Source organism: uncultured Winogradskyella sp., assembly GCF_937958655.1.
Lineage (GTDB): Bacteria > Bacteroidota > Bacteroidia > Flavobacteriales > Flavobacteriaceae > Winogradskyella.
In genome coordinates this window covers 64,795-90,572 of the sequence record NZ_CALGNH010000013.1, presented here as the reverse complement: position 1 = coordinate 90,572, position 25,778 = coordinate 64,795, and the positions used below count along the sequence as shown (strand labels likewise).

Below are 25,778 nucleotides of genomic sequence, written 5' to 3'. Positions count from 1 at the left end.
CAGAGACTATAAAACTATTAGTTAATTACTAGTTTTTTAGTTGATGTCTGGTTGTTTTGAGTTATTTTAATAATATAAACTCCAGTTTTTAAACTAGAAACGTCTAACCTACCGTTTGATAGTGTTTGATTTTTAACTTGTTTTCCTAAAATATCAAATACTTCAACATTTAGGTTATCAGCATTAGATGATGTAATAGTAACAAACCCTTTATTAGTTGGGTTTGGATATAGTTTAAAATCAGTTATAATATTAAATTCATTGTTAGATAAAGTTTCATTGAAATTAGATGAAACTACTAAATTATCAACTAAAACACTTTCGTTAAGACTAGAGTCGGACTGTCTCAGTGCAAATTGCGTAATCGTAATACCAGGATCATCTCTATCTTCCCCTAATATAGAGGTGTCAGATGATGATGATGCATCAATCCAAAGTTCTGCAATATTAGAATCTTGGTTATATCTTACAGTAGCTCTATAGGTTGTGTCAAAGGATAAATCTGTTGCCCAAATTGCGTCTGCCGTAGACTCATCTGAGGCAATACCAACGGTGAAGTCATTGCCTGACGTGTTCGCTTCTACGATGTCTAACCTTGCAGCAAATGCAAACGCATCATCTTTTAAAAGTGCAAAATATTCATAATCTTCACCAGCTATTGGTGCGCCAGGATCTACAACTGTAAAATCGAAAGCATAATAAATATCTCCTGCTACAGCATCAAAAGCAATACTGGCGTCTTCACTAGGTGTACCATGTTGTACAACAGCTTGCCCAGAAGCTACTAATAAATCTCCATCGGTACCAGAAAAATTATCCCAATTAGGATTAGAGGTTAATGAGCCATCCGAATAATCAAAATTTTCTATTACAGGTAATGTTAGTGCAGGTTCGCAATCTGCGGAATTTACAACACCATCAACATCACATATATTACCATCTTGTACATTTATTGTTACATCGATGCCTTCAGTAATGCCTGTTACGGTAATAGTTCCTGTAGTATCTGTAGTTGGATTTCCAGCAGATAAATCCACTGTACCAGAGTCTGCTGTAACGGTGTAAGTTGCTGTTCCTCCACCATTAAAATCTATGGTTGCTGTATAGGTGTCAGTACCTGTGGTTATAGCATCACAAGTTGCATTTGGGTTAGATAAGGACAAACCACACGTTGGTGTTCCCCAAGCCCCTGGATCGTAATCCTCAGGTGCAGTTCTAGGAGCATTTTGGTGCGATGTACAGTCATTAACCGTAGAATCTGCCCAAACATTCCACTGCGATTCATCAAAAGTTGCGCTTCCGGCTGTTACAGAAGTTAAGCGCTCTGCTCTACCATCTTCATACTCTGCACACGTACTAGAATTATCTACAGCAGGAACTCCAAAAAAGTCTACAATAGTGTCAGTGCCATCCACTAAAACAATATCATCGTCACCATTACTACCAGCTACACCGTTATTTACATTGTCTAATTGATCTGGTGCAAATCCGTAGGTCGATTGAAATTCTCCTGCGTCATTAAGATCGTAAGCGATAATATAAAACCCACCAGCAGGGATTGTTCCTGTAAGGTCTAATGAAATTGATACAGTTGCACTAGCATTAGTGTATTTGTCAATTTGCCAACCGTTACCTTCAGTAAAATCTACAGCGGTAGTACCTAAATTATGTAGCTCAATGAATCTTGCATTGGCATTATTATTAGGATCGGCAATTTCTGTAATGATTACTTGCGAAAAAGTAAAGCAACTTATCATTAAAAAAGAAAATAAAAAGTAAAGTTTTTTCATAATTAAGGATTAAAATTAGACTATAAATATACTAACAAATAGCTTGTTTTTTAGAGGTTTTTATTAACAAGGTGCTTTTTTACAATAAGTTAACATTACATTAATTTTTTGCTAATGTTAGCGAATTGTTACTAATTTAAAATTGAATATTTAGTAATTATCTATTTTTTATCTTTACCCATAATCAATATGCCTAATCGTGAAAAAAAAGAATATTAAAATATTGTTGGTAGACGATGAGCCAGATATTTTAGAAATCGTTGGTTTTAATTTGTCTTCTGAGGGTTATCAGGTGCTAACTGCGGAAAACGGTGTTGAAGCCGTTGAAATGGCTAAAAAATACAAGCCACATTTAATAATATTAGATGTAATGATGCCAGAAATGGATGGTATTGAGGCGTGTGAGCGTATTAGGCAAGACAGCAGTTTAAACGACATTATAATCACTTTTTTAACAGCAAGGGGAGAGGATTATTCTCAGGTTGCCGGTTTTGATGCAGGTGCTGATGATTACATCACCAAACCTATAAAACCAAAAGTTTTAATTAGTAAGGTGAAATCTTTACTAAGACGATTAAAATCTAAAACAAACGAATCTAGTGCCATTAAAATAGGGGATTTAGTAATAAACCGAGAAGAGTATAAAATTTCCAAAAAAGGTAAAGAAATAATTCTACCTCGAAAAGAATTTGAATTGCTTGCGCTATTGGCGACAAAACCTGGTAAAGTATTTAAACGCGAGGAAATACTTGATAAAGTTTGGGGAAATGAGGTTGTTGTTGGTGGTAGAACAATAGATGTACACATTAGAAAACTCAGAGAGAAAATTGGTGATAAATCCTTTAAAACAGTTAAGGGTGTAGGTTATAAGTTTGTAGACTAATGCAAAAAAATAATTTAAAAAAAACATATAAGTTTGCTACAAGAACCTCGCTTTATGTAACATTTTTTGCGACACTCCTTGTAAGTTTTTTTTTACACTATTACCATACGTTTAATTGGCAGATCATCTTCTTTCCTTTAATGTGTTTTCCATTATGTTTTGCAGTAGTGCAATACAGAGTTGAGCGTTTTATATATAGACGTGTAAAGAAAATATATGATGATCTTACCCTTTTAGAATCTGTTAGTTTACGAGATCAACCTATAACTACCGATATGGGTACCTTAACCAAAGAGATAGATAAATTTGCAAGAGATAAAAAGATTGAAATTGAGACCCTAAAAATTAGAGAAGAGTACCGTAAAGAATTTATTGGTAATGTGTCCCACGAACTTAAAACACCATTATTTACCGTACAGGGTTATATAGATACAATATTAGATGGTGGTGTTGAAGATGAAAAAATCAAAAAAAAATATTTAACCAGAGCAAGTAAAGGAGTAGAACGGTTAACTTATATTATTAAAGATTTAGACATGATCACCAAATTAGAAGTAGGCGATCTAAGTCTAAATAAAGAAGATTTTGATATAGTAATGCTCGTTAAAAGTATCTTTGAACTGTTTGAAATGAAAGCCGCCAAGAAGAAAATATCATTAACTTTTGATATTGATTACCCCTCCCCCATAATAGTCTTTGCAGATAGAGAACGTATACAGCAAGTTTTAACCAATCTTATTGTGAATTCTATAAAATATGGAAGAGAAAATGGAACTACCGAAATTAGTATTGAGAATCTTATAAAAAATAAAGTTATTGTACGTATAACAGATAATGGTGAAGGTATAGATAAAGAGAATTTACCACGTCTTTTTGAGCGTTTTTACAGAGTTGATAAAAGTGGCTCTCGTAAAGAAGGCGGTTCTGGTTTAGGCTTATCCATTGTAAAACATATTATTGAGGCACATAAAGAAAAAGTATATGTAGAAAGTGAGTTGCAAGTGGGTAGTGAGTTTTCCTTTACTCTAGAAAAGGCTAAATAATTCTTTATAATTAACGTCATTATTATGTAAATCTTTAAAACCAGTGTAGGGTTCTATAGTATTTAACATAGCTATTTTAAATTCATTTTGTCTGCATGTAGGAGCAATAACTTCTTTTTTAAATTTATCAGCTAAATATTCTTGCTCGTTTTGACCTGGTGTTGGTATAAAAAATACCTTTTTTTCTAACTTCGCATAATCCATAATTGATGTGTAACCAGATCTGCTTAATACCATTCTGCTTTCATTTAAAGCGTTTTCTAACGCTGCGCTAGTCATAAAATTATAGATTAAGACATTCTCGTTTTTAGTAATGCGTTGTTCAGTCTCAATAAGTCCTTTAATAAGGCAGGCCTTACCATTGTAACATTGCAATTCTAAAAGTAATTTTTCCTCTAAATATGTGCGCTGAGGTTCTAGACCAGATAAAATAATTAGAAGATCGTGTTTAATGGGTAATCTTAGTTTTTTAAAACGACTCAGAGGACCTATATGTTTTACATGAGATGGTTGATTTTTTAAATGCCCTAAGCAACCACTAAGATTTGGTTGTTCTTTATAATCTGGCACCCAGCATTCATCAAATTTTTTAATAATATTTTGATGTAATTTAGAACTAAGCCAAGTCGTATTTCCGCTCAAAACCTGCAATTGATGCGTTATAAAAACGGATGGTACGTTTTTATGACGTATTCCAAATCTATTATCTGATATAATGCCTGCAATATCCTCAGAATTTACCAAGTGGTCAATAGCTTTTCTTTCTTGTTTTATGGTTTTTAAAAGATACGGTGCATCTTTAATTAACTTTAGTTTAATACTTTTAGACTGTTTAGGATAAGTAATGTTATAAGAAGGTAGTTTAAAGGAGCTAAGTTTAGGAAACTCTTTTTGTAATAATTTTAACGACACACCATCTGATGCAATAAGAGGTTCAAACCCATTAGAAATTAGTGCATTTATAATAGGTATACACCGTGTAGCATGGCCTAAACCCCAATTAAGAGGAGCAACTAAAATTCGTTTTTTTTTTGCGTTGGATTTCTTCATGCTAAACAAAGATAAACCTAAATGATTGCTTAATTTTACCCATTATTAATTAATAAAAGCGTGGGAAGCAAAAATAAACTGAAGCGATTTAAGGAAAACGAAACCTTTAAAAATGTTTTTCAGCCTAAACGTGAAGAACTTACAGACGAAAATTATAAACTAAAAGGCAAATGGAAAGCCTCGTTTTTTAAGAACGAAAACCCATTGGTTTTAGAGTTAGGTTGTGGCAAGGGTGAGTATACGGTTGGTTTAGCAAAACGCTATCCCAACAAAAATTTTATTGGTATAGATATTAAGGGAGCGCGTTTTTGGAGAGGTGCCAAAACAGCCATAGAAGATAATTTGTTAAACGTAGCGTTTATAAGAACCCAAATAGAGCTTATTGAATATGTATTTGAAGACAACGAAGTTGATGAAATTTGGATTACATTTCCAGATCCTCAAATTAAATATAAGCGTACCAAACATCGTTTAACCAATCTTCAGTTTTTAGAACGCTATAAAAAAATACTTAAACCAGACGGTCTTATGCATCTAAAAACTGATAGCGAATTTATGCATGGGTATACCCTTGGGTTGCTTCATGGGTTAGATTGTGAGGTGTTATATGCAAATCATAATGTTTATAAGCTAGAAGGTAGTCCGGAGGAAGTAACACAGATACAAACCTTCTACGAGAATCAATATTTAGAGAAAGATAAAGCAATTACGTATATTAGATTTAAAATCAACTAAAGCTTGAGTATTACTGTTGTTTTCTTTCTCGGACTTTTCGTTGCACTCGTTGGTGTAATACCACCAGGCTTGCTTAATATGACGGCAGCAAAAATTGGTCTTAAGGAAGGGCCAGGCAGAGGTATTTCTTTCTCCTCTGGTGTATGTTTGATTGTTTTTATTCAAACCTATGTCGCAGCTATTTTTGCAAGATATTTATCTAATAGACCAGATATTGTTGAGATTCTTCAACGCGTCGCTTTTGTAATCTTTGTATTAATCACCATTTATTTTCTTGTTATTGCCCGTAATCAAAAAAAAGCAAAAGTTGAGGCAAGAATAATGAGTAAAAAGAGCCGTTTTTTTAATGGCATGCTGTTATCTGCGCTTAATGTGTTTCCTATTCCTTATCAAGCCTATATGACCATTACATTAGCCTCTTTTGGTATAATGGATTTTGAACGTACAAGTGTTATTACCTATGTTACTGGTGCTGCAATGGGTACCTTTGTAATGTTATATTTCTATATTTTCTTTTTTGAAAAAATTAAGGACAAGAAATTTACGTCTCAAAAAAGTATGAATTATAGTATAGGTATCATTACTGGCACTGTTGCTTTAGTCACTTTTATTAATATACTTAGAGAATTATAATGAAGCCAGAAACCTTAGGTTTTTTTGAGAACGTATATGATGTGGTGCGACAAATTCCTTTTGGCAAGGTTACTAGTTATGGTGCTATTGCTAAGTATTTGGGAGCTGCAAAAAGCGCTAGAATTGTGGGTTATGCTATGAATAGTTCTCACGATAAAGACGTGCCAGCGCATCGTGTTGTTAATAGAAAAGGCTTGCTTACGGGTAAACATCATTTCCAAGGTACTAATCTCATGCAACAATTATTAGAAAATGAGGGTGTTGAGGTCGTGGATAATCAAATACAGAATTTAGAATCTGTTTATTGGGATCCTGCAAAGGAATTATGAGTCATCATTCTTAACAATCACACTAAACATGTCGATCCGTTATTAAGAATCTTCGATTTGTATTTTATACGATAAAACGCCTTGCTATACATTATAATTTAAAATTTACGACACATTGTTTTTATTCTATTTACAAACCTAATAGACCTATTATTCAATTCAATTTTAACCCTTCAAAATCTAAACTTTTCACCCTATCTTTGCATTTAGAATAAATCTAGATAAGAATATTGGTTAGGTTGAGCGTGTCGCACTGAGCGCAGTCGAAGTACAGTCAAAACCTATTGAATTTCAAAACTGATTTTTCATAATTAAAACTATGAAGTTAAACAAGCAAGACATACTAAATGCACTTAAAACCATAACAGTTCCTGGTGAAGGAGAAAATATGGTAGATAGTGGTGCAGTAACTAATGTAGTGACCTTTGCAGATGAGGTCATTGTAGATATTACAATAAAAAACCCAAGTCTTCAAGCAAAAAAGAAAACCGAAGTAGACATTCTACAAACCATTCATAGAGCGGTTTACGAAAAGGCTAAAATAAAAGTCAATATAAAAGTAGATGCGCCAGTAAAACCAAAAAGCAATGAGATTAAAGGGAAGCCAATTTTAGGGATTCAAAATATTGTGGCGGTAGCCTCTGGTAAAGGTGGTGTGGGTAAGTCTACAGTTACGGCTAATTTGGCAGTTACATTGGCTAAAATGGGCTTTAAAGTAGGTGTGTTGGATGCAGATATTTATGGGCCATCTATACCAATAATGTTTGATGTCGCCAATGAGCGTCCACTATCGGTTAATGTAGATGGCAAATCTAAAATGAAACCTATTGAAAATTATGGTGTTAAAGTACTATCTATTGGGTTCTTTACAAAGCCAGACCAAGCTGTAATATGGAGAGGTCCAATGGCTTCTAAAGCCTTAAATCAAATGATTTTTGATGCAGCTTGGGGAGAATTAGATTTTCTTTTACTTGATTTACCACCAGGTACTGGCGATATACATTTAAGTATTATGCAAGCCCTACCAATTACAGGGGCAGTTGTGGTAAGTACACCGCAAAATGTGGCATTGGCAGATGCAAAAAAGGGTGTAGCTATGTTTGAGCAAGATAGCATCAATGTACCTGTGTTAGGTATCATAGAAAATATGGCGTATTTTACACCTGCAGAATTACCAGATAACAAGTATTATATCTTTGGTAAAGAAGGAGCTAAGCATTTAGCTGAGGATTTAGAGGTACCTTTCTTAGGTGAGGTGCCAATAGTACAAAGTATAAGAGAAGCTGGTGATATCGGTCGTCCGGCAGCATTACAATCAGCGACACCTATAGAAAAAGCTTTTGAAGAATTGACCAAACAAGTCGTTCAGCAAGTTGTAGATAGAAACGAAAATCTACCTGAAACAGAAGCTATAAAAATTACAACAATGGCAGGTTGCTCTGCTATAAAAAAATAATAATAAAATCTTTCCCTTTCCTTTGGAAAGGGTTAGGGTAAGGCTAAAAAGTAAATGAGCTCAGAAGAACTTAAATTAAACGTAGAAAAAGCACTCGATGAAATCCGTCCATTTTTACAGAGTGATGGTGGCGATATTAATCTATTATCTATTGATGATGGTAAATTAGTAAAAGTACAACTCGTAGGAGCATGTACATCGTGTAGTGTTAATCAGATGACTTTAAAATCTGGTGTTGAGATGACGATTAAAAAGTATGCGCCACAGATAGAGCGTGTTGTTAATGTAGAATAAAGAATGTGTCATTTGTAGCATTTTAATTTGAAATGCATTAGTAATTTTGTGTTTAATAGCATATTAAATAAAACAACCTACGAGTTTGGTTGCTGAGCGAAGTCGAAGCACTAAAACCTTGTAGGTTTTAATAATAAAAATACAAGGTAGCAATCATGCGATTCCTGCCTTCGCAGGAATAAAATGATTAAAACAGATATACTTATAATAGGTGCCGGACCAACAGGCCTTTTTACCGTTTTTGAAGCAGGACTATTAAAATTAAAGTGCCACCTTATAGATGCTTTACCACAACCTGGTGGACAGTGCTCTGAGATTTACCCTAAAAAACCTATTTACGATATACCAGCATATCCCGAAATATTAGCAGGAGATTTAACAGATAAATTACTTGAGCAGTCTAAGCAGTTTGAGCCAGGATTTACCCTTGGTGAACGTGCAGAAACTATAGATAAGCAAGACGATGGAACATTTATTGTAACCACCAATAAAGGCACCAAACACCATGCACCAGTTGTTGCAATAGCCAGCGGCTTAGGTAGTTTTGAGCCAAGAAAACCTTTAATTCATAATATTGCTGATTACGAGGATAAGGGTGTGGAGTATATGATAAAAGAACCTGAGTTTTATCGCAATAAAAAAGTGGTGATAGCAGGTGGAGGAGATTCTGCACTAGATTGGAGTATTTTTTTAAGTGACGTAGCTTCGGAGGTAACATTAATCCACAGAAGAAACGAATTTAGAGGGCATTTAGATTCAGTGGAAAAAGTACAAGCCTTAAAAACTGCCCGAAAGATTAATTTAATAACACCTGCAGAAGTCATTGGTATTAATGGTCATAGTAAGGTAGAATTTATAGTAGTTAAGCAATTAAAACCTGAAGAAAGAGAGTTTAGAATAAACTGTGATCATTTTGTGCCACTCTTCGGATTATCTCCTAAACTTGGTCCTATCGCAAATTGGGGACTAGAGATTGAAAAGAATGCTATTAAAGTTAATAATGCCTTAGATTATCAGACCAATATTCCTGGTATTTTTGCTATTGGAGATGGTAACACCTATCCAGGTAAATTAAAATTAATATTGTGTGGTTTCCATGAAGCGACTTTAATGTGCCAAGCGGCTTATCAGATAATAAATCCAGGGAAGCGTTACGTTTTAAAATACACAACTGTTAGTGGTGTAGATGGATTTGACGGTACACGTAAGGAAGCGCCAAAGGCAGTTGTGAAAGCAATTCAGTAAGTAGAATTATTTCAATGGGTTATTATGCCGAGCTTGTCGAAGCATCTTAAAATATGGAAACAGACATAAACATAAAAATAATAGATAGAGATGGTGTAACTCATAAAGTAGAAGCACCAACGAATATGGCAATGAATCTAATGGAAGTGGTTCGTTCTTATGAGCTTGCACCAGAAGGTACTATTGGTGTTTGCGGTGGTATGGCCATGTGTGCGTCTTGCCAATGTTATGTATTAAGCGACACGCAATTACCAGAAATGCAAGATGATGAAGAAGCTATGCTTTCGGAAGCTTTTTATGTAAAGGATAATTCGCGCTTGGGTTGCCAGATACAAATGACTCCAGCAATGGAAGGTTTAGAGGTTGAACTCGCACCAGAGAGTTGATTTGATGTCATTCAGAGCGTAGCGAAGAATCTAATAGTGAGACTCCTCAATCGTTTCTCATTTCGGAATGACATCCATAAGTTACTCAGTCTTATAATCCATCAAAGGAGTAGGTCCTTCCAACAAAAAGCGATCAATTTTTAAAGTACCATCGTCAGTAGTTACAATCTGCCATTTTATTAAAGATATTTTGCCGTCTTTAATTTCAATTCCTGTTATACTTCTCGGATGTACACAACTCCCATCATTAAAAAATGCAATAGCACCAGGCTCAGGAAAACGTGGTCTATGCGTGTGACCAGTAACCGTAATTATATTGTCATTTTCGGTAATCCATTTTTTTGTTCTACGTTCTACTTTTATGAGTTCAGTATAATTTTTAGCTGGACTCGTAGGGTCAGCAATACCCATAACATTTAAAGGTTTCCAAAGTATTCTAACCAAAAATCGACTCCACTTCCAGAAAATATAATTCCACCAATCGGCTTGGTGACCGTGGCATAAAAACAGTTCTTGGCCAGTTTCTGAGTGTTTTAAAACCATGCCTTCATGATATTGAATATCACAAAACAATTCAACATTTTCACCTGTCTTTGGATCAAAGTAGGTTGATAAGTGCTTATCTACGTAATGAGGGTCTCTGTAAACCATGTCATGATTTCCCCATATCATATGTAATCGATCCTCTTCATGAAATTGTTTCATAAGAAGATATACATTTTTGTGAGCGTTTAGTATGGATGCAAACGATAGATTCTCCCATAATTCGTCACCATCACCAAGTTCGCAATAACTAAATCCTTCGGTGTAATAATGCTTTAAAGCATGAAAATAGATGTTACGGTTGTTAGCAAAATCATCAGCAAAACTATTATCACCACGATGGCAATCGCTGAATAAGATGAATTTGGAAGTGTCATCAAACGGAATACGTTTAGCAGTTTTGTAGGCGCGATCTAATCTAGATTTTGATGACATAAAGTAAATGTAAACAAAAGGATGCTATCTAAAAAGTCAGTAAAACTGAAATTTGTCACATTGAGCATTGGTTGAAAGCAAAGTATGCTTTGATTGAAAGTACACTGCAAAGCAGTAGAAATGCCTTTAAAATCAAAATTTTAGATTTTTCGACTACGCTCTAAATGACAGAAAATAATACTTTTTAGAGAGCCACTAGTAGTTGATTTTAATTTATAATAATGATTATCGATCGTAATTATAAGATTCCCGCTTCCGCAAGAATTTTATTTAAAAGCATTAAAGCCGGTGATATCTAATCCTGTAATTAATAAATGAATATCGTGTGTACCTTCATAGGTAATAACACTCTCAAGATTCATCATGTGTCTCATAATGCTATATTCGCCTGTAATACCCATGCCTCCTAACATTTGTCTAGCTTCTCTAGCAATTTTAATTGCCATGTCTACATTGTTACGTTTGGCCATAGAAATCTGAGCAGATGTTGCTTTATCATCATTTTTAAGCTGTCCTAATCTAAATGCTAATAATTGCGCTTTGGTTATTTCTGTAATCATCTCCGCAAGTTTCTTTTGCTGTAGTTGAAACGCGCCAATTGGCTTACCAAATTGTATACGTTCTTTAGAATATCTTAATGCAGTATCGTAACAATCCATTGCGGCACCTATAGCACCCCAAGCAATACCGTAACGTGCAGAATCTAAACATCCAAGTGGAGCACCTAAACCAGTTTTATTTGGCAGTAGATTTTCTTTTGGCACTTTTACATTATCAAAAATTAACTCACCTGTGGCAGAGGCTCTTAAGGACCATTTGTTATGTGTTTCTGGTGTGGAAAAACCTTCCATACCACGCTCAATAATTAAGCCATGGATACGACCTTCTTCGTTTTTAGCCCAAACTACAGCCACGTTGCAAAATGGTGAATTACTAATCCATAATTTAGCACCATTTAAAAGATAATGGTCTCCCATGTCTTTATAGTTTGTGGTCATACCACCAGGGTTACTTCCATGGTCTGGCTCGGTTAAACCAAATGAACCCATCCATTCTCCAGAAGCTAATTTTGGTAAGTATTTATGGCGTTGTTCTTCGGTACCATATTTCCATATAGGATACATCACTAAAGATGATTGTACCGATGCTGTACTTCTTACACCAGAATCTCCACGCTCAATTTCTTGCATTATTAAGCCATAAGAAATTTGGTCTAGTCCGGCTCCACCATATTCTTCAGGAATGTAAGGTCCAAAAGCACCAATTTCTGCTAATCCTTTAATAATCTGTTTTGGGAATTCTGCTTTCTGTGCATAGTCTTCAATAATGGGGGATATATCTCTTTTAACCCATTCTCTAGCAGAAGCTCGTATCAGTTTATGTTCTTCGGTAAGAAGATCGTCTATATTATAATAGTCTGGTGCTTCAAATAAATCTGGCTTCATTTTTCATGATTATCAATTGTAAATCAAAGGTAACGAAAACGATTTCATTGACAAAAAACAGTTTTACATATTCAGATAGAATGCTTTGGTAAGGTTAATATAATCTTCAGTGTAATTATGACGATCTGTTTCAATCACTAACTCTGAAATTTTTACAGCGACGTTATGGAAGGTAAATTCTATTAAACATCGTTTTATTTTAGTATTTGAATTCCCTTTTACATTGAGAATACGGCTAGGGAATATTTTAACAGAAGCCGCTAATTGTATAAGATTTAATTCTTCTTTTTTAGGAATAATAATAGAAAATAAACCTTCTTTTGAAAGTAATTTTGCAACGGCATAAATAATATGTTTAAACGGCATAGCATCATTAAAACGTGCTAAATCCCGAGATTTAATATTAGATTTATAATCTTCAAAATAAAATGGCGGGTTGCAGATAATTAAATCAAAGGTATCATCAACATCGTCTACAAACTCTAAAAGTGAAGCGTGGTAACAGAACAAACGATCGTTCCATGGCGAATTTTCAAAATTTCCAACACACTGTTCATACGCATTAGCATCAATTTCTATAGCTTCAATGAGTTCTGCACCACTTCGTTGCGCAAGCATTAATGCTAAAATCCCTGTGCCTGACCCAATGTCTAAAATTGAAAAAGGATTATTTTTAACAGAAGTCCAAGCGCCAAGTAAAACACCATCAGTGCCTACTTTCATGGCACATCGATCTTGTTCTATTGTAAATTTTTTGAATTGAAAAGGTTTTTCCATTGGCTTGAAAGTCCTTCCCTCTGGGAAGCATTTAGGATGGGCTTATATATAAATCAATCAACCCTTCAGGTGTACTAACTACTATATTTTTGTTATCTCTGTCTACCTTAACTATAAACTCATCATTCATAGGAATAAGAATCTCAATTCCATTTCTGTCAATTTCAAAAAGTGCTTGCGCAGTAGAATCATTAATACCTTTTATAATACCAACTTCTCCAAAATTTTCATCTTTAATTTTAAAGCCGATTACCTCATGGAAGTAGAATTTATCACCTTCTAGCTTCGGTAATAAATCTAATGGCAAATACAACTCTGATTTTATGAGGCTGTCGGCATCAGCTTCTGTATTTACATCTTCAAACTTTAAGCGTAATAAGTCCGATTTGTGTAATTGTGAAGATGCAATAAAAAAAGGCACTAAGTTACCTCTTAGATCTATAAAAATAGCATCTAAATTTTCGTACAATCCAGGCTCATCTGTGTCTAGTTTGGCAAGGACTTCACCTTTAAAACTGTATTTCTTTACAATCTTACCTAAGTAAAAACAATCTTCTTTCTTCAAAATGGACTCTTCCTTTAGTTTTATCGTAGTAGAATTCTATGACAGCATCATATTTTATAAAACATCTCCACTACGCTTAATGTGTTAGTTATAATAATAAAAAACCCTGACGGTTAACGTCAGGGTTTAAAAGTATAAAAATTAATTTTTTACTCTTCTTCGTTAGCTGTTGTATCTTCAGACGCAACATTTTCTGCTACTTCTTCTTCAACAACTGGTGCAGCTGCAGCAATACGAGCTTCGTTAACAGCCTTTTCAGCTTCTAAAGCTTTAGCTTTTGCGTCAGCATCTGCTTTAGATAGACCATCAGTTTTAGCTTGTATTTTAGCTGTTTTTTCTTCTAACCAAGCATTAAATTTAGCTTCTGCTTGCTCTTCGGTTAAAGCACCTTTGCTTACACCACCAGCTAAATGTTTCTTTAGCATAGCTCCTTTATACGATAAAATGGCTCTAGCAGTGTCTGTTGGTTGAGCACCGTTTTGTAACCACTTTACAGCACCATCAACATCTAATTCTACTGTTGCTGGGTTTGTGTTTGGATTGTAAGCACCTAGTTTTTCTAAGTATTTACCATCTCTTTTAGCGCGAGAATCCGCGGCTACGATCCAGTAATAAGGTTTTCCTTTTTTACCGTGTCTTTGTAATCTAATTTTTACAGGCATAATAATTAATTAGTGAGGTTCTCGACCTCTGTTATTAATGAGAACCTATCAAACATATTTATTGTATGTTGATAAGGCGGGCGCAAATATAGCATATTTTTTTAAAATTCAATGACTTTATGCAGTTTAGATAAAGTGATAAATGTAATACTAAATAAACATTTACAGTATAACCCAACTGTAAAAAAATATTATAGGTTTAATCACTCGTTTTGCTATATTTGGATCATTGATGAATTAAAATTTTACCATGAAAAAATTTACCCTTCTAGCGTTTACCATGTTGTTAATCTTTAATTGTGGAGATAACGTTGAATTTAATTCTCCAGCATTTCAAGCGGATCGAGAAAATAGGCTTTGGCGCGCAAGTGGTTTTTCTGCTAGTATTGATTCTAATGGGTTTTTAACCATATCAGGAACAGCAAGTGGTGAGACAATTAATCTTATAGTCCCTTCGGTTACGGAGGGCACTTTTGTTGTTGGTGATGTAAGTACTATAAAGGCAAATTACGAAAGCGGTTTTGGAGTGTTATTTTCAACGGTTAACAATCCACAACTTAATACAGATCCTGCCAATCCCGTTAATCCAGAATTCGGTGAAATAAATATAGATGAAATTGATATCACCAATGGATCTTTTACAGGTACATTTAGATTTTTAGCATTTGATGCTTCAGGTGAAAATTCGGTAGGATTTACAAATGGGATATTTTTTAAAGTGCCATTAATTTCTGGAACTATTCCTGCAGACCCAATAACCTGTACCGATAAAGAAATTGAAGCTGTAACAGCTTTGGAGGCGTACACAGCAACCTTTGATCCTAGCTTAGATTTTATAGATAGTGATGCTTTTTCGAATGCTTGTAACGCTTACATTTTAGCTTTAAACGAGCAGCGAAATTACTGTGGTGATACGGATAGGACAATCCAAGACGCCATTGATGCTTTAGGAGAATGCCAATTGAGTTGCGAGCAAGCCACTGCTAACCGTGTAGAGGCTGAAACGCAATATAACGCAGCAACTATAGGTAATTATTTTGTGCTTTGTGCGCAATACCAATTGTATTTACAAGAACAAATACAATTTTGTGGTGACGAGGATGGAAGTGTTCAAACAGAAATAAACAGTTTAAACTGCCTAGATTCAGATAGTGATGGAGTACCAAATGTGTTTGAAAATTTTAATGGTGATCCTGAAGGAAATTTAGATGATGACGATACGGATGACGATGGTACACCAAATTATTTAGATAATGATGATGATGGAGATGGTATCTTAACACAATTTGAAGCCCAAGATGAAAATGGTAATCCTATAGATACTGATGGTGATGGTGCTGTAGATTATTTAGATAATGATGACGATGGAGATGGTATCTTAACCATAAACGAAAATGCAGACCCTAATGGTGATGGTAATCCTGAGGATGCTGTAGATACAGATGGCGATGGCATACCTGATTATCTCCAAGGATAAATGTGAAATTAATCTTAAAAAAATGGGAAGCGTTACTCGTAAGAGCAGCGCTTTTTTGTTAAAAAGGGTTAAACTTATGTGATAAATGTTAAGATGCTTGACATGACTGTATTTATCTATTATGTTGGTTGGAGATGTGAAACAATAGGCATCTTAAAAAAAGCGTATTGAAATTTAAATGATAAAAGAAAACATGAAGTACGAAAAAATTATTTCAGACAAATTAAATGAATTACTAATTAAAAATTATGATGCGGAAAAAGGCTACATCAACGCCATGAAGGAAATCGACAACATCAATGTCAAAAATTTCTTCAAAAATAGAGCAGAGGAAAGAGCAAGATTTGCACGCCAATTGAGAACAGAGATTTTAACCTATGGAGAAATTCCTGAAGACTCAGGAAGTTTTAAAGGCTTAATGCACAGAAATTGGATGTCTTTAAAAGCAACATTTTCCTCTAATAATGAAGAAACAATTCTTGAAGAGGCTATACGAGGCGAAAAAGCAAGCTTGAGCGAATATAATGAGTTACTAAGTAATTCCGAATTTCCGACAAGACTAAATAATTTATTGCGAGAACAGCGTAATTCAATCGAAGCAGCGATTAATTCCGTAAGAATGTATGAGGAAGTATTGGCGTAATATATCCATTATTAAGTTAACTTATAAACCATGCGAGAGCATGGTTTTTTTGTTTACAACTGTTTATAACTTCACTTTAAAAAAGTGCAAATTCTACGTAATTTTATATGCTAACTTTTAAACAAGTCCCTTTCTTTTGGAAAGGGATTTAGGGATAGGCTTATGTACTTAATATTCGATACCGAAACCACAGGTTTACCAAAGCGTTGGGACGCACCAATAACAGATACCGATAACTGGCCAAGATGTATTCAGATTGCTTGGCAATTGCATGATGCTATGGGGAACTGTATTGAACATCAAGATTATTTGGTAAAACCAGAGGGTTTTAATATTCCTTATGATGCAGAGAAAATTCATGGTATTTCTACCGAATTGGCTCAAGAGCAAGGTGTACCACTAGCTGAAGTTTTAGAAAAATTCAATGAAGCCTTATCTAAAACTAAATTTGTTGTTGGGCAAAATGTAAAGTTCGATTTAAATATCATGGGTGCGGAGTTTGTGCGCGAAGATGTTGTAAACCCGTTACAAGAATTACCGGTTTTAGATACGTGTACAGAGCATACGGCTAGTTTGTGTCAGATTCCTGGTGGTAGAGGTGGTAAATTCAAATTGCCTACACTTACCGAGTTGCATCAATACTTATTCGGCGAACCTTTTGCTGAGGCACATAACGCAACAGCAGATGTTGAAGCAACCACACGTTGCTTTTTCGAATTAATTAGAAAACAGCAATACACAAAAGAACAGCTCGATGTTCAGCCAGATTATTTTCAGAAATTTTCAGAAGCCAATCCAGATACCATTCGGCTTATAGGGTTAAAGCATATTAATCTAAAGCGCGAGAGTGCTAAGATTAATGAACGCCTTCAGAAAGAGCAGGTAGATGTTGTTCCTACTGAGACTAATAAAGAAGTGGCTTCTCAATTAGCGGAGGTAGATTTTGTGCATTTGCATAACCATTCGCAGTTTTCTATTCTGCAATCCACTATTAGTATTAAAGATCTCGTAGCAGCCGCTGCAAAAGAAGATATGCCAGCTGTAGCATTAACGGATCATGGAAATATGATGGGTGCATTTCATTTTGTAAGTGCCGTTGGCAATCATAACAAAAAGATTAAAGCACAACACACCGAAGCTGAACAAGCTGGTGAAGAGAAAAAAGGTAAACTCATTAAACCTATCATTGGCTGTGAGTTCTTTGTTTGTGAAAATCATTTAGATAAAACCAGAAAAGATAATGGCTACCAGATTGTATTGTTAGCCAAGAACAAAAGAGGCTACCACAACTTAGCAAAACTATCTTCAGCAGCATTTACGGATGGATTTTACTACGTTCCTAGAATAGATAAGCAACTCATAGAACAATACAAAGAAGATCTTATTTGCCTTACAGGAAACCTCTATGGTGAAGTACCAAGTAAAGTGTTGAATATAGGTGAAAACCAAGCTGAAGAAGCCTTACTTTGGTGGAAGGACACTTTTGGTGATGATTTGTATATGGAGGTAATGCGACACAACCAAGAAGATGAAAATCGTGTTAACCAAGTCTTAATTCAGTTTGCAAAGAAACATAATGTTAAGTTGGTCGCCACTAACAATACGTACTATGTAGAACAAGAAAACGCCAATGCACACGATATTTTACTGTGCGTAAAAGATGGTGAAAAACAAGCCACACCAATAGGTCGTGGTCGAGGGTATCGTTATGGCTTGCCAAATCAGGAATATTATTTCAAATCCTCAGAAGAGATGAAAGCCTTGTTTAGAGATATTCCTGAAGCTATTGTAAATATAAAAGAGGTTGTCGATAAAATAGAACCTTATGAATTAGCACGAGATGTATTACTACCTGCGTTTGATATTCCAAATGAATTTAAGTTTGAAGAAGATGAAGCCGATGGAGGCAAACGTGGCGAAAACGCCTATTTAAAACACCTCACTTACGAAGGTGCTAAAAAGCGCTACGGTGAAATAACGCCAGAAATAAAAGAACGCCTCGATTTTGAGCTAAGTGTTATTGAAAATACAGGTTATCCTGGTTACTTCCTCATTGTAGAAGATTTTATTAGAGAAGCCCGAAAAATGGATGTGTCCGTTGGTCCTGGTCGTGGGTCTGCGGCAGGTTCGGTAGTTGCCTATTGTCTTTGGATTACCAATATAGATCCTATTAAGTACGACTTACTTTTTGAGCGTTTCTTAAATCCAGATCGTGTGAGCATGCCAGATATTGATATCGATTTTGATGATGAAGGTCGTGGTCGGGTTATGCAATACGTTATCGATAAATATGGTGCCAATCAAGTAGCGCAAATTATAACTTATGGTACTATGGCCGCAAAATCTTCAATACGCGATACAGCGCGTGTTTTAGATTTACCACTCAATGAAGCGGATCATATTGCAAAGCTTATTCCTAATATGTCTAAGCTAGGAAAGATCTTTGGTAAGAGCGAAAAGGAATTGGCAAGTAAATTCCGCTCAGAAGAATTAGATAAAGTAAATCAACTGCTTAATATTTCAGATGGATCCGATTTGCAAGCAGAAACCGTTAACCAAGCTAGAGTATTAGAAGGCTCGGTTAGGAATACAGGGATTCATGCCTGTGGTGTTATTATTACACCAGGTGATATTACCAATTATGTTCCAGTTTCGGTTGCCAAGGATTCAGATTTATATGTCACGCAGTTTGATAACTCTGTTGTAGAAAGTGCAGGTCTGCTTAAGATGGATTTTTTGGGTTTGAAGACCTTAACCTTAATTAAAGATACGGTTAAGATTGTTAAAGCTAAGCATAATAAAGAGTTAGATCCTGAGAATTTCCCGTTAGACGATGAGGAAACTTATGCCTTATTCCAAAGAGGAGAAACGGTTGGGATTTTTCAATACGAATCGCCTGGTATGCAAAAACACATGAAACATTTAAAACCTACGGTTTTTGATGATTTAATAGCCATGAATGCATTGTACCGTCCAGGACCGATGGAATATATTCCAAGTTTTATTAATCGTAAACATGGCAAAGAAGAGATTGTCTACGATTTACCAGAAATGGAAGAATATCTTAAGGAAACTTATGGTATTACCGTTTACCAAGAGCAAGTGATGTTACTATCTCAGAAGCTAGCAGATTTTACCAAAGGTGAAGCTGATGTTTTGCGTAAAGCCATGGGTAAAAAGCAGAAAGCTGTACTCGATAAGATGAAGCCAAAGTTTATTGAACAGGCTGCTGCAAAAGGCATGGATAAAGAAAAGCTAGAGAAAATTTGGAAGGATTGGGAGGCTTTTGCAAGTTATGCCTTTAATAAATCGCACTCTACATGTTATGCTTGGATTGCTTACCAAACAGCATATTTAAAAGCCCATTATCCGGCAGAATATATGGCTGCTGTACTGTCTAATAATATGAACGATATTAAATCGGTCACCTTCTTTATGGAAGAATGTAAGCGTATGCGCCTGCCAGTTTTAGGGCCTAGTGTAAACGAGAGTTATTATAAGTTCTCTGTAAATAAAGACAACGCAGTGCGTTTTGGGATGGGTGCAATTAAGGGAGTAGGTCACGGTGCGGTAAAGACCATCGTAGAAAATAGAAAGGAAGACGGTAATTTCAAATCTATTTTTGATTTGGCCAAGCGTATCGATTTAAGAGCTGCCAATAAAAAATCTTTTGAAGGACTTGCCAATGCTGGTGGTTTTGATTGTTTTACAGACACACATCGTGCACAATATTTTGCGCACGACGGTGATGGTATTACATTTTTAGAAAAAGCTATTAAGTATGGTGCTAAACACCAAGAAAATGAAAATTCTTCTCAGGTGAGTTTGTTTGGTGAGGCTAGTGAAGTTCAAATCGCAGAACCACAAGTACCACCATGCCAGGATTGGGGAACTATGGAAAAGTTATCTCGCGAAAAGGAAGTGGTAGGCATTTATATTTCTGGGCATCCGTTAGATGATTTTAGGATAGAAATGAAAACGTTTTGCAATGGTACTATTTCTGTATTTAATGATTTAGAAGCTATAGTAAATAGAGAAATTACTTTTGGAGGCGTAGTGACTGATGTGCAACACCGTGTTAGTAAGCAAGGCAAAGGTTGGGCATTATTTACGATTGAAGATTATACCGATAGTTTTGAGTTTAGAATCTTCGGTGAAGATTACCTAAAGTTTAGGCACTTTTTTGTGGTAAATTCCTTTGTATACGTTAGAGCTTTTGTAAAAGAAGGCTGGGTAAACAGAGATACGGGTAAAAAGGGAGATCCGAGGATTCAGTTTAACAGCTTTCAATTATTACATGATGTTATGGATACCTATGCGAAAAAGCTATCTATTCAATTAAACATCGATGATTTAGAAGAAGACAAAATTATAAGCCTAAATGATTTGTTTAGAATGCATGATGGAAATAATACCTTGAATTTTTTAGTTTATGATAATGCTGAAAAATTAAAATTAACCATGCCAAGCCGCAAACAAAAGGTAAAAATCTCTCAAGAATTGTTGTATGAACTCAAGGAGTTAGATATTAGGTATAAACTGAATTAGTATAAACCTAAACAATGACCTCATAGCCAAATCAAATACTGCATTTGTAAGGTTTGGCATTTTTTTTGACTAATTTTGTGTAATTAAAGGTAGAATACAATAAACATTAAATATTATGGCACTAGAAATAACAGATGCAACTTTTGAAGAAACAGTATTAAAGAGTGATAAACCGGTTATGGTAGACTTTTGGGCAGCTTGGTGTGGACCATGCCGTATGGTGGGTCCAATCATTGATGAGATTAGCTCTGAGTACGAAGGTAAAGCTGTGGTTGGTAAGATAGATGTAGATGCTAACCAAGAATTTGCTGCTAAATATGGAGTAAGAAACATACCTACAGTTTTAGTATTTCAAAACGGAGAGGTTGTTGGTCGCCAAGTTGGTGTAGCGCCTAAAAATGCTTACGCAGAGGCTATCGATGCACTTTTATAGCATATTACTCTAAAAGAAATGATAAAAGGTTTGCCAATACGGCAAACCTTTTTTAGTTTGGCCGAAATAGGAATGAGATTTAAGTTCCTCTAGGACTAAGCTAATCATTTTAAAGAATTTAATATTTGATAGTTAATAGCTAACTCCTTCTCTCTGGGAAGGTTAGGATGGGCTTATGGATTTACAATTAGAATTAAATAAAACAGGTGGTTTTAAAAACCTAGAGTTATTAGCCAAACAAGTTGTGGAAGGCTTTATTGCAGGTATGCATAAAAGCCCATTTCATGGATTTTCTGCTGAGTTTGCAGAGCATAAAATTTACAACCAAGGCGAAAGCACAAAGCATATAGATTGGAAATTATATGCTAAAACCGATAGACTATACACTAAACGTTACGATGAAGAAACCAATTTGCGCTGTCATCTTATTTTAGATAATAGTACATCTATGCATTATCCAGAAGCTTCGGGTACTACAATTGATAATCTTAATAAAGTAGCATTTTCTGCATTAGCCAGTGCTTCCTTAATGCATATACTAAAAAAGCAACGCGATGCGGTTGGCCTAAGTATTTATAGTGATGATTATGATTTTTATGCACCAGAAAAAGGTAGTGAACGTCATCACCAGATGTTATTAAATAGATTAAGCGAAGCCGTAGCTACTAAATCTCAATCTAAAACTACAGAAACGTACCATTATTTGCACCAAATTGCTGAGAAGATTCATAGACGCTCTTTAATTTTTTTATTCACAGATATGTTTCAGACCTCCGAAGATGATGCCAAAATGTTTGAAGCGCTTCGTCATTTAAAACACAATAAGCACGAGGTTGTTTTATTTCATGTCTTTGATAAGTCTAAAGAGTTAAAATTTAATTTTGATAATAGACCTAAGCGCTTTATTGATATTGAAACGGGAGACTACATAAATCTCTATGCAGATACCATTAAAGATAACTATGAAAAAGCTGTTGCAGACTACTTTAATAGTTTAAGAATAAAGTGTGGTCAATACCGAATAAAATATGTAGAAGCGGATATCAACGCAGGATTTAACCATATACTCACAACCTATATGATAGAGCGCCAAAAATTTGTGTAATTTATTCTCTATTTTTTTCAATTTTTGTTTGTGACAATTAAAAATGCAATGTATATTTGCCCTCGCAATTACGCAACGGTCTGGTAGTTCAGCTGGTTAGAATATCTGCCTGTCACGCAGGGGGTCGCGGGTTCGAGTCCCGTCCAGACCGCTTAAAAGCTTCTCAATTTGAGGAGCTTTTTTTGTGGAATTATTCTTTTGAAATAGATTAATAGAATTACAACAGAAGCGTTCTTAGTACTATATAGAAATAAAAAAGCCGAAACAATTGTTTCGGCTTTTTTAATGGTTAATAGCAATATTAATTAGCAAAGCTTTTTAGTCTTCACTTTGATTTGTAAACTTTTTCTGTAAGCCTTAATACTAATAATTTCGTTACTCTTTTTATGGTTTAGTTTTAAAACTTTCGCTTTTATTTGAGAAGAAATTACTGTTTTGTTAGCTTCTGGCTTTTCTGCTTTAACAATGTCAACAAGTTCAGTAGTATTATTAGCGATAACGTCTTGCTGAGCAAAACTTGCTAGAGACATTGTTAAGAATGCTAATAAGATTAAACTTTTTTTCATGACTGTTAAATTATTTTTTGTTTTAACTTCGGGTCAAAGAAACATCGATTTACTTATTTAACGCGAAACTTTTGGACGAAACAAGGCGATAATTAGATAACTGACATGTGTAAGCTAAAAACATCGGTGAATAACATAAAACAGGCAGATAGCACAGTAAAACTCATCTTTTTATGGTTATAATAGTCTTATTACAAGATGAAATACAAGGCCTATGAACACACTATCGTTTAAATGCATATATAACTATACAAAAGCACCAATTTAGCAATGGATTATAGCAATAATATATACTTTGAATTATTTCAAAATCAACAGAAGCATCAATTTATAATTGGTAAAACGGATTATTATTATAGAATTAGTATTCTAAATAAACTTCAGCACGCAATTGAGCATACGTATAGAAGTGACATAAAGGATGCTTTACATAAGGACTTAGGAAAACCAAAGTTAGAATCTGAGTTAACAGAGATCTATGCTATTATAAGCGATATAAAATATGCAAAAACACATTTATATAAGTGGATGCGAAAGCAAAAGGTAGCAACTCCTATTACAATGCTAGGCTCTAGTTCATACTATAAATTTGAATCTAAAGGAGTCTGTTTAATTATATCACCATGGAATTTTCCTTTTAATCTCACTTTTGGGCCTTTAGTTTCGGCTATAGCTGCGGGCAACACAGCGATAGTAAAACCATCTGAGATGACACCTCATTCTTCAGCATTAATGGCCAGAATGATTTCTGAAGTTTTTAAAGAAAATCATGTTGCTCTGGTACAAGGAGAGGTAAACACCTCTACTGAATTATTAAAGCTACCATTTAATCATATATTTTTTACGGGATCACCTCAGGTCGGTAAGATTGTAATGGAAGCGGCATCTCAACATTTGGCTTCTGTAACTTTGGAGCTTGGTGGTAAATCTCCGGTTGTTATAGATAAAACAGCTCATATTGATAGAGCAGCAAAGAAAATTGTTTGGGGAAAATATCTAAATGCAGGTCAAATTTGTATTTGCCCAGATTATGCTTTAGTAGATGAGTCCATAAAATCTCTATTTATTTCGGCTTGTAAAAAATGGTTGAAACACTACTTTACAGAACACCCTAAAGACTCTAAGTCTTATGGTAGAATTGTGACCTCTAAGCATTTTAAACGTTTAAAGTCTCATTTAGATAATGCAAAACAAGGTAATGCCAATATTGAAGTTGGAGGTCAGTTAGATGAAGATTTAAAATACATAGAACCAACCATTGTTTCAGATCTAAAAGACGATGCATCATTATTAAATGAAGAAATTTTTGGTCCTATATTACCAATAGTAACCTATAAAACTTTGAAAGAGGCCATTGATTATATAAATACTAAGGAACGACCTTTAGCTTTATATATTTACAGTAAGAACAAGGTAAATGTTAACACTATTATTGAGACTACCAGAGCAGGTGGTACGTGTATTAATAATAACATTATTCATTACACTAACCACAATTTACCATTTGGAGGTGTAAACAATAGCGGAATTGGTAAAAGCCATGGGTTTTTTGGTTTTGAAGCTTTTAGTAATAAGCGTGCTATTGTTAAGCAACGTACCTTTGGCATTATAGAATTGCTGTTTCCGCCATATACAAGTTTGAAAGAAAAAATAGCCAAAGCAACAATAAAGTGGTTTTAGACTTTATTATAAAAATTTGATTGAATTTGTTCATTAACTCCATCTTGAAATTTCGTCATGCTAAACCACTGATGAATAGCATAACTGCCAGTTTCTCCTTGTTTATTAACAGCGATATAACCTACTTGAAAATCCTTAAAATTACTGTTGGGTTTATTAACGATTCTAAGAATTGCTTCTTCGCATGCCTGTTGAGGGGATTTACCTTGCCGCATTAATTCTACTACTAAGAAGCTGCCCACGGTTTTAAGCACCTCTTCACCTAAGCCAGTAGCAACACAAGCACCAATCTCATTATCTACAAATAAACCAGATCCAATTATGGGCGAATCACCAACACGGCCTCCCATTTTATAGGCTAATCCACTTGTGGTACAGGCACCAGAAAGATCTCCGTTTTTATCAATGGCTAGCATACCAATAGTATCGTGGTTTTCAATATTTATAATGGGTTTATATTTGGCCTCTACTTTCCATTTTTTCCATGCGTTTTTTGAAGCTTCGGTTAATAAATCTTCTGGCTCAAAACCACTAGAAATTGCAAATTGTTTTGCGCCTTCACCAGCTAGCATTACATGCGGTGTGTCTTCCATTACTTTTCTTGCCACTGAAACCGCATGTGTAATATTTTGAAGATAAACCACCGAACCACAATTACCATGTTTATCCATTATGCAGGCATCTAATGTTACATTACCATCTCTGTCTGGTAAGCCACCTTTACCAACGGATTGACCTTTTTCATTGGCTTCCTCAATCCTACAACCTTGCTCAACAGCATCTAGGGCATTTCCGCCAGCTTGTAAAATTCCCATGGCTTTAGCTGTGGCTTCTTTTACGTGCCAAGTGGCAATAACTAAAGGTAAGTTTGCTTTTGAATTGCTTTCAGTTATCGTTGCAGACGTTTCATTCGTTTTAGATGCTTTCTCTTCACAACTGATTAAACTATTGCCTACTGCTAATCCTGCACCAGTTAGTGCTGAATTTTTTATAAATTTTCTTCGATTCATAACGCCCTATTTTGTCATTTCCGTAAAGACAGGAATCTTATTTCG

General features: G+C 34.9%; 24 protein-coding genes and 1 tRNA gene. 16 read left to right on the top strand and 9 right to left on the bottom strand.

The window, feature by feature from the left end:
* Positions 1–17: 17 nt before the first annotated feature.
* Complete coding sequence (locus Q0800_RS02930; RefSeq protein WP_299127468.1) at positions 18–1,790, bottom strand: T9SS type A sorting domain-containing protein; 1,773 nt, start codon at positions 1,788–1,790, stop codon at positions 18–20.
* 199 nt (positions 1,791–1,989) lie between these two features.
* Between Q0800_RS02930 and Q0800_RS02925 the strand changes: the two genes are divergently transcribed.
* Both Q0800_RS02925 and Q0800_RS02920 read left to right on the top strand, forming a co-directional pair.
* Positions 1,990–2,673 carry a response regulator transcription factor gene (locus Q0800_RS02925; protein WP_299127466.1) on the top strand — a complete coding sequence of 228 codons (684 nt, stop codon included), beginning with the start codon at positions 1,990–1,992 and terminating at the stop codon, positions 2,671–2,673.
* On the top strand, positions 2,673–3,716 hold the full coding sequence (locus Q0800_RS02920) for an ATP-binding protein (protein WP_299127464.1): 1,044 nt from the start codon (positions 2,673–2,675) through the stop codon (positions 3,714–3,716). The genes Q0800_RS02925 and Q0800_RS02920 overlap by 1 nt, the downstream gene beginning before the upstream one ends.
* Here Q0800_RS02920 and Q0800_RS02915 read toward each other — a convergent pair.
* Positions 3,699–4,766: a glycosyltransferase gene (locus tag Q0800_RS02915; protein WP_299127462.1), complete on the bottom strand. Its 1,068-nt coding sequence runs from the start codon at positions 4,764–4,766 to the stop codon at positions 3,699–3,701. The two genes, Q0800_RS02920 and Q0800_RS02915, sit on opposite strands and share 18 nt — an antisense overlap.
* Positions 4,767–4,826: 60 nt before the next feature.
* Between Q0800_RS02915 and trmB the strand changes: the two genes are divergently transcribed.
* From trmB to Q0800_RS02880, 7 genes are all read left to right on the top strand, one after another.
* Complete coding sequence (trmB, locus tag Q0800_RS02910) at positions 4,827–5,501, top strand: tRNA (guanosine(46)-N7)-methyltransferase TrmB (RefSeq protein ID WP_299127461.1); 675 nt, start codon at positions 4,827–4,829, stop codon at positions 5,499–5,501.
* A gap of 3 nt (positions 5,502–5,504) precedes the next feature.
* On the top strand, positions 5,505–6,134 hold the full coding sequence (locus tag Q0800_RS02905; RefSeq protein ID WP_299127459.1) for a lysine transporter LysE: 630 nt from the start codon (positions 5,505–5,507) through the stop codon (positions 6,132–6,134).
* A complete protein-coding gene (locus tag Q0800_RS02900; protein WP_299127457.1) occupies positions 6,134–6,463 on the top strand; it encodes an MGMT family protein in 330 nt (109 codons plus the stop codon). Before Q0800_RS02905 ends, Q0800_RS02900 begins: the two co-directional genes overlap by 1 nt.
* Before the next feature lie 319 nt (positions 6,464–6,782).
* Positions 6,783–7,919, top strand: a complete 1,137-nt coding sequence (locus Q0800_RS02895) for an Mrp/NBP35 family ATP-binding protein (RefSeq protein WP_299127455.1) — start codon at positions 6,783–6,785, stop codon at positions 7,917–7,919.
* Positions 7,920–7,973: 54 nt separating this feature from the next.
* Positions 7,974–8,213 (top strand): NifU family protein, encoded by a 240-nt coding sequence (locus Q0800_RS02890; protein WP_299127453.1) that lies wholly within the window; start codon positions 7,974–7,976, stop codon positions 8,211–8,213.
* A gap of 183 nt (positions 8,214–8,396) precedes the next feature.
* On the top strand, positions 8,397–9,458 hold the full coding sequence (locus tag Q0800_RS02885) for an NAD(P)/FAD-dependent oxidoreductase (RefSeq protein ID WP_299127452.1): 1,062 nt from the start codon (positions 8,397–8,399) through the stop codon (positions 9,456–9,458).
* A gap of 53 nt (positions 9,459–9,511) precedes the next feature.
* The gene (locus Q0800_RS02880; RefSeq protein ID WP_299127450.1) at positions 9,512–9,844 is read left to right on the top strand and encodes a 2Fe-2S iron-sulfur cluster-binding protein; all 333 of its coding nucleotides are present in this window, start codon (positions 9,512–9,514) and stop codon (positions 9,842–9,844) included.
* Between the two features lie 81 nt (positions 9,845–9,925).
* On the opposite strand, the gene Q0800_RS02875 is transcribed toward Q0800_RS02880, so the two are convergent.
* The 5 genes from Q0800_RS02875 to Q0800_RS02855 form a co-directional block, all read right to left on the bottom strand.
* Positions 9,926–10,822 (bottom strand): metallophosphoesterase family protein, encoded by an 897-nt coding sequence (locus Q0800_RS02875; protein WP_299127448.1) that lies wholly within the window; start codon positions 10,820–10,822, stop codon positions 9,926–9,928.
* A 266-nt stretch (positions 10,823–11,088) separates the two neighbouring features.
* A complete protein-coding gene (locus Q0800_RS02870; protein ID WP_299127446.1) occupies positions 11,089–12,267 on the bottom strand; it encodes an acyl-CoA dehydrogenase family protein in 1,179 nt (392 codons plus the stop codon).
* A 63-nt stretch (positions 12,268–12,330) separates the two neighbouring features.
* Positions 12,331–13,044 (bottom strand): methyltransferase, encoded by a 714-nt coding sequence (locus tag Q0800_RS02865; RefSeq protein WP_299127444.1) that lies wholly within the window; start codon positions 13,042–13,044, stop codon positions 12,331–12,333.
* Between the two features lie 31 nt (positions 13,045–13,075).
* Positions 13,076–13,609 (bottom strand): ribosome maturation factor RimM, encoded by a 534-nt coding sequence (rimM, locus tag Q0800_RS02860; RefSeq protein WP_299127443.1) that lies wholly within the window; start codon positions 13,607–13,609, stop codon positions 13,076–13,078.
* A gap of 149 nt (positions 13,610–13,758) precedes the next feature.
* Positions 13,759–14,271 (bottom strand): 30S ribosomal protein S16, encoded by a 513-nt coding sequence (locus tag Q0800_RS02855; RefSeq protein WP_299127442.1) that lies wholly within the window; start codon positions 14,269–14,271, stop codon positions 13,759–13,761.
* 250 nt (positions 14,272–14,521) lie between these two features.
* On the opposite strand from Q0800_RS02855, the gene Q0800_RS02850 reads away from it, so the two are divergent.
* From Q0800_RS02850 to Q0800_RS02825, 6 genes are all read left to right on the top strand, one after another.
* Positions 14,522–15,748, top strand: coding sequence for a DUF6252 family protein (locus Q0800_RS02850; protein WP_299127441.1), 1,227 nt, complete (start codon positions 14,522–14,524; stop codon positions 15,746–15,748).
* A gap of 193 nt (positions 15,749–15,941) precedes the next feature.
* Positions 15,942–16,391 carry a PA2169 family four-helix-bundle protein gene (locus Q0800_RS02845; RefSeq protein ID WP_299127439.1) on the top strand — a complete coding sequence of 150 codons (450 nt, stop codon included), beginning with the start codon at positions 15,942–15,944 and terminating at the stop codon, positions 16,389–16,391.
* Positions 16,392–16,553: 162 nt separating this feature from the next.
* Positions 16,554–20,939 (top strand): DNA polymerase III subunit alpha, encoded by a 4,386-nt coding sequence (gene dnaE, locus Q0800_RS02840; RefSeq protein WP_299127438.1) that lies wholly within the window; start codon positions 16,554–16,556, stop codon positions 20,937–20,939.
* 115 nt (positions 20,940–21,054) lie between these two features.
* A complete protein-coding gene (trxA, locus tag Q0800_RS02835) occupies positions 21,055–21,372 on the top strand; it encodes a thioredoxin (protein WP_299127437.1) in 318 nt (105 codons plus the stop codon).
* A gap of 175 nt (positions 21,373–21,547) precedes the next feature.
* Positions 21,548–22,477 (top strand): DUF58 domain-containing protein, encoded by a 930-nt coding sequence (locus Q0800_RS02830; protein WP_299127436.1) that lies wholly within the window; start codon positions 21,548–21,550, stop codon positions 22,475–22,477.
* Positions 22,478–22,554: 77 nt separating this feature from the next.
* Positions 22,555–22,628: transfer RNA gene (locus Q0800_RS02825), tRNA-Asp, on the top strand.
* 154 nt (positions 22,629–22,782) lie between these two features.
* On the opposite strand, the gene Q0800_RS02820 is transcribed toward Q0800_RS02825, so the two are convergent.
* Positions 22,783–23,043, bottom strand: coding sequence for a hypothetical protein (locus Q0800_RS02820; RefSeq protein WP_299127435.1), 261 nt, complete (start codon positions 23,041–23,043; stop codon positions 22,783–22,785).
* Between the two features lie 270 nt (positions 23,044–23,313).
* On the opposite strand from Q0800_RS02820, the gene Q0800_RS02815 reads away from it, so the two are divergent.
* On the top strand, positions 23,314–24,723 hold the full coding sequence (locus tag Q0800_RS02815; RefSeq protein WP_299127434.1) for an aldehyde dehydrogenase family protein: 1,410 nt from the start codon (positions 23,314–23,316) through the stop codon (positions 24,721–24,723).
* On the opposite strand, the gene Q0800_RS02810 is transcribed toward Q0800_RS02815, so the two are convergent.
* Positions 24,720–25,733: a N(4)-(beta-N-acetylglucosaminyl)-L-asparaginase gene (locus Q0800_RS02810; protein WP_299127433.1), complete on the bottom strand. Its 1,014-nt coding sequence runs from the start codon at positions 25,731–25,733 to the stop codon at positions 24,720–24,722. The genes Q0800_RS02815 and Q0800_RS02810 overlap by 4 nt on opposite strands.
* Between the last annotated feature and the right edge of the window lie 45 nt (positions 25,734–25,778).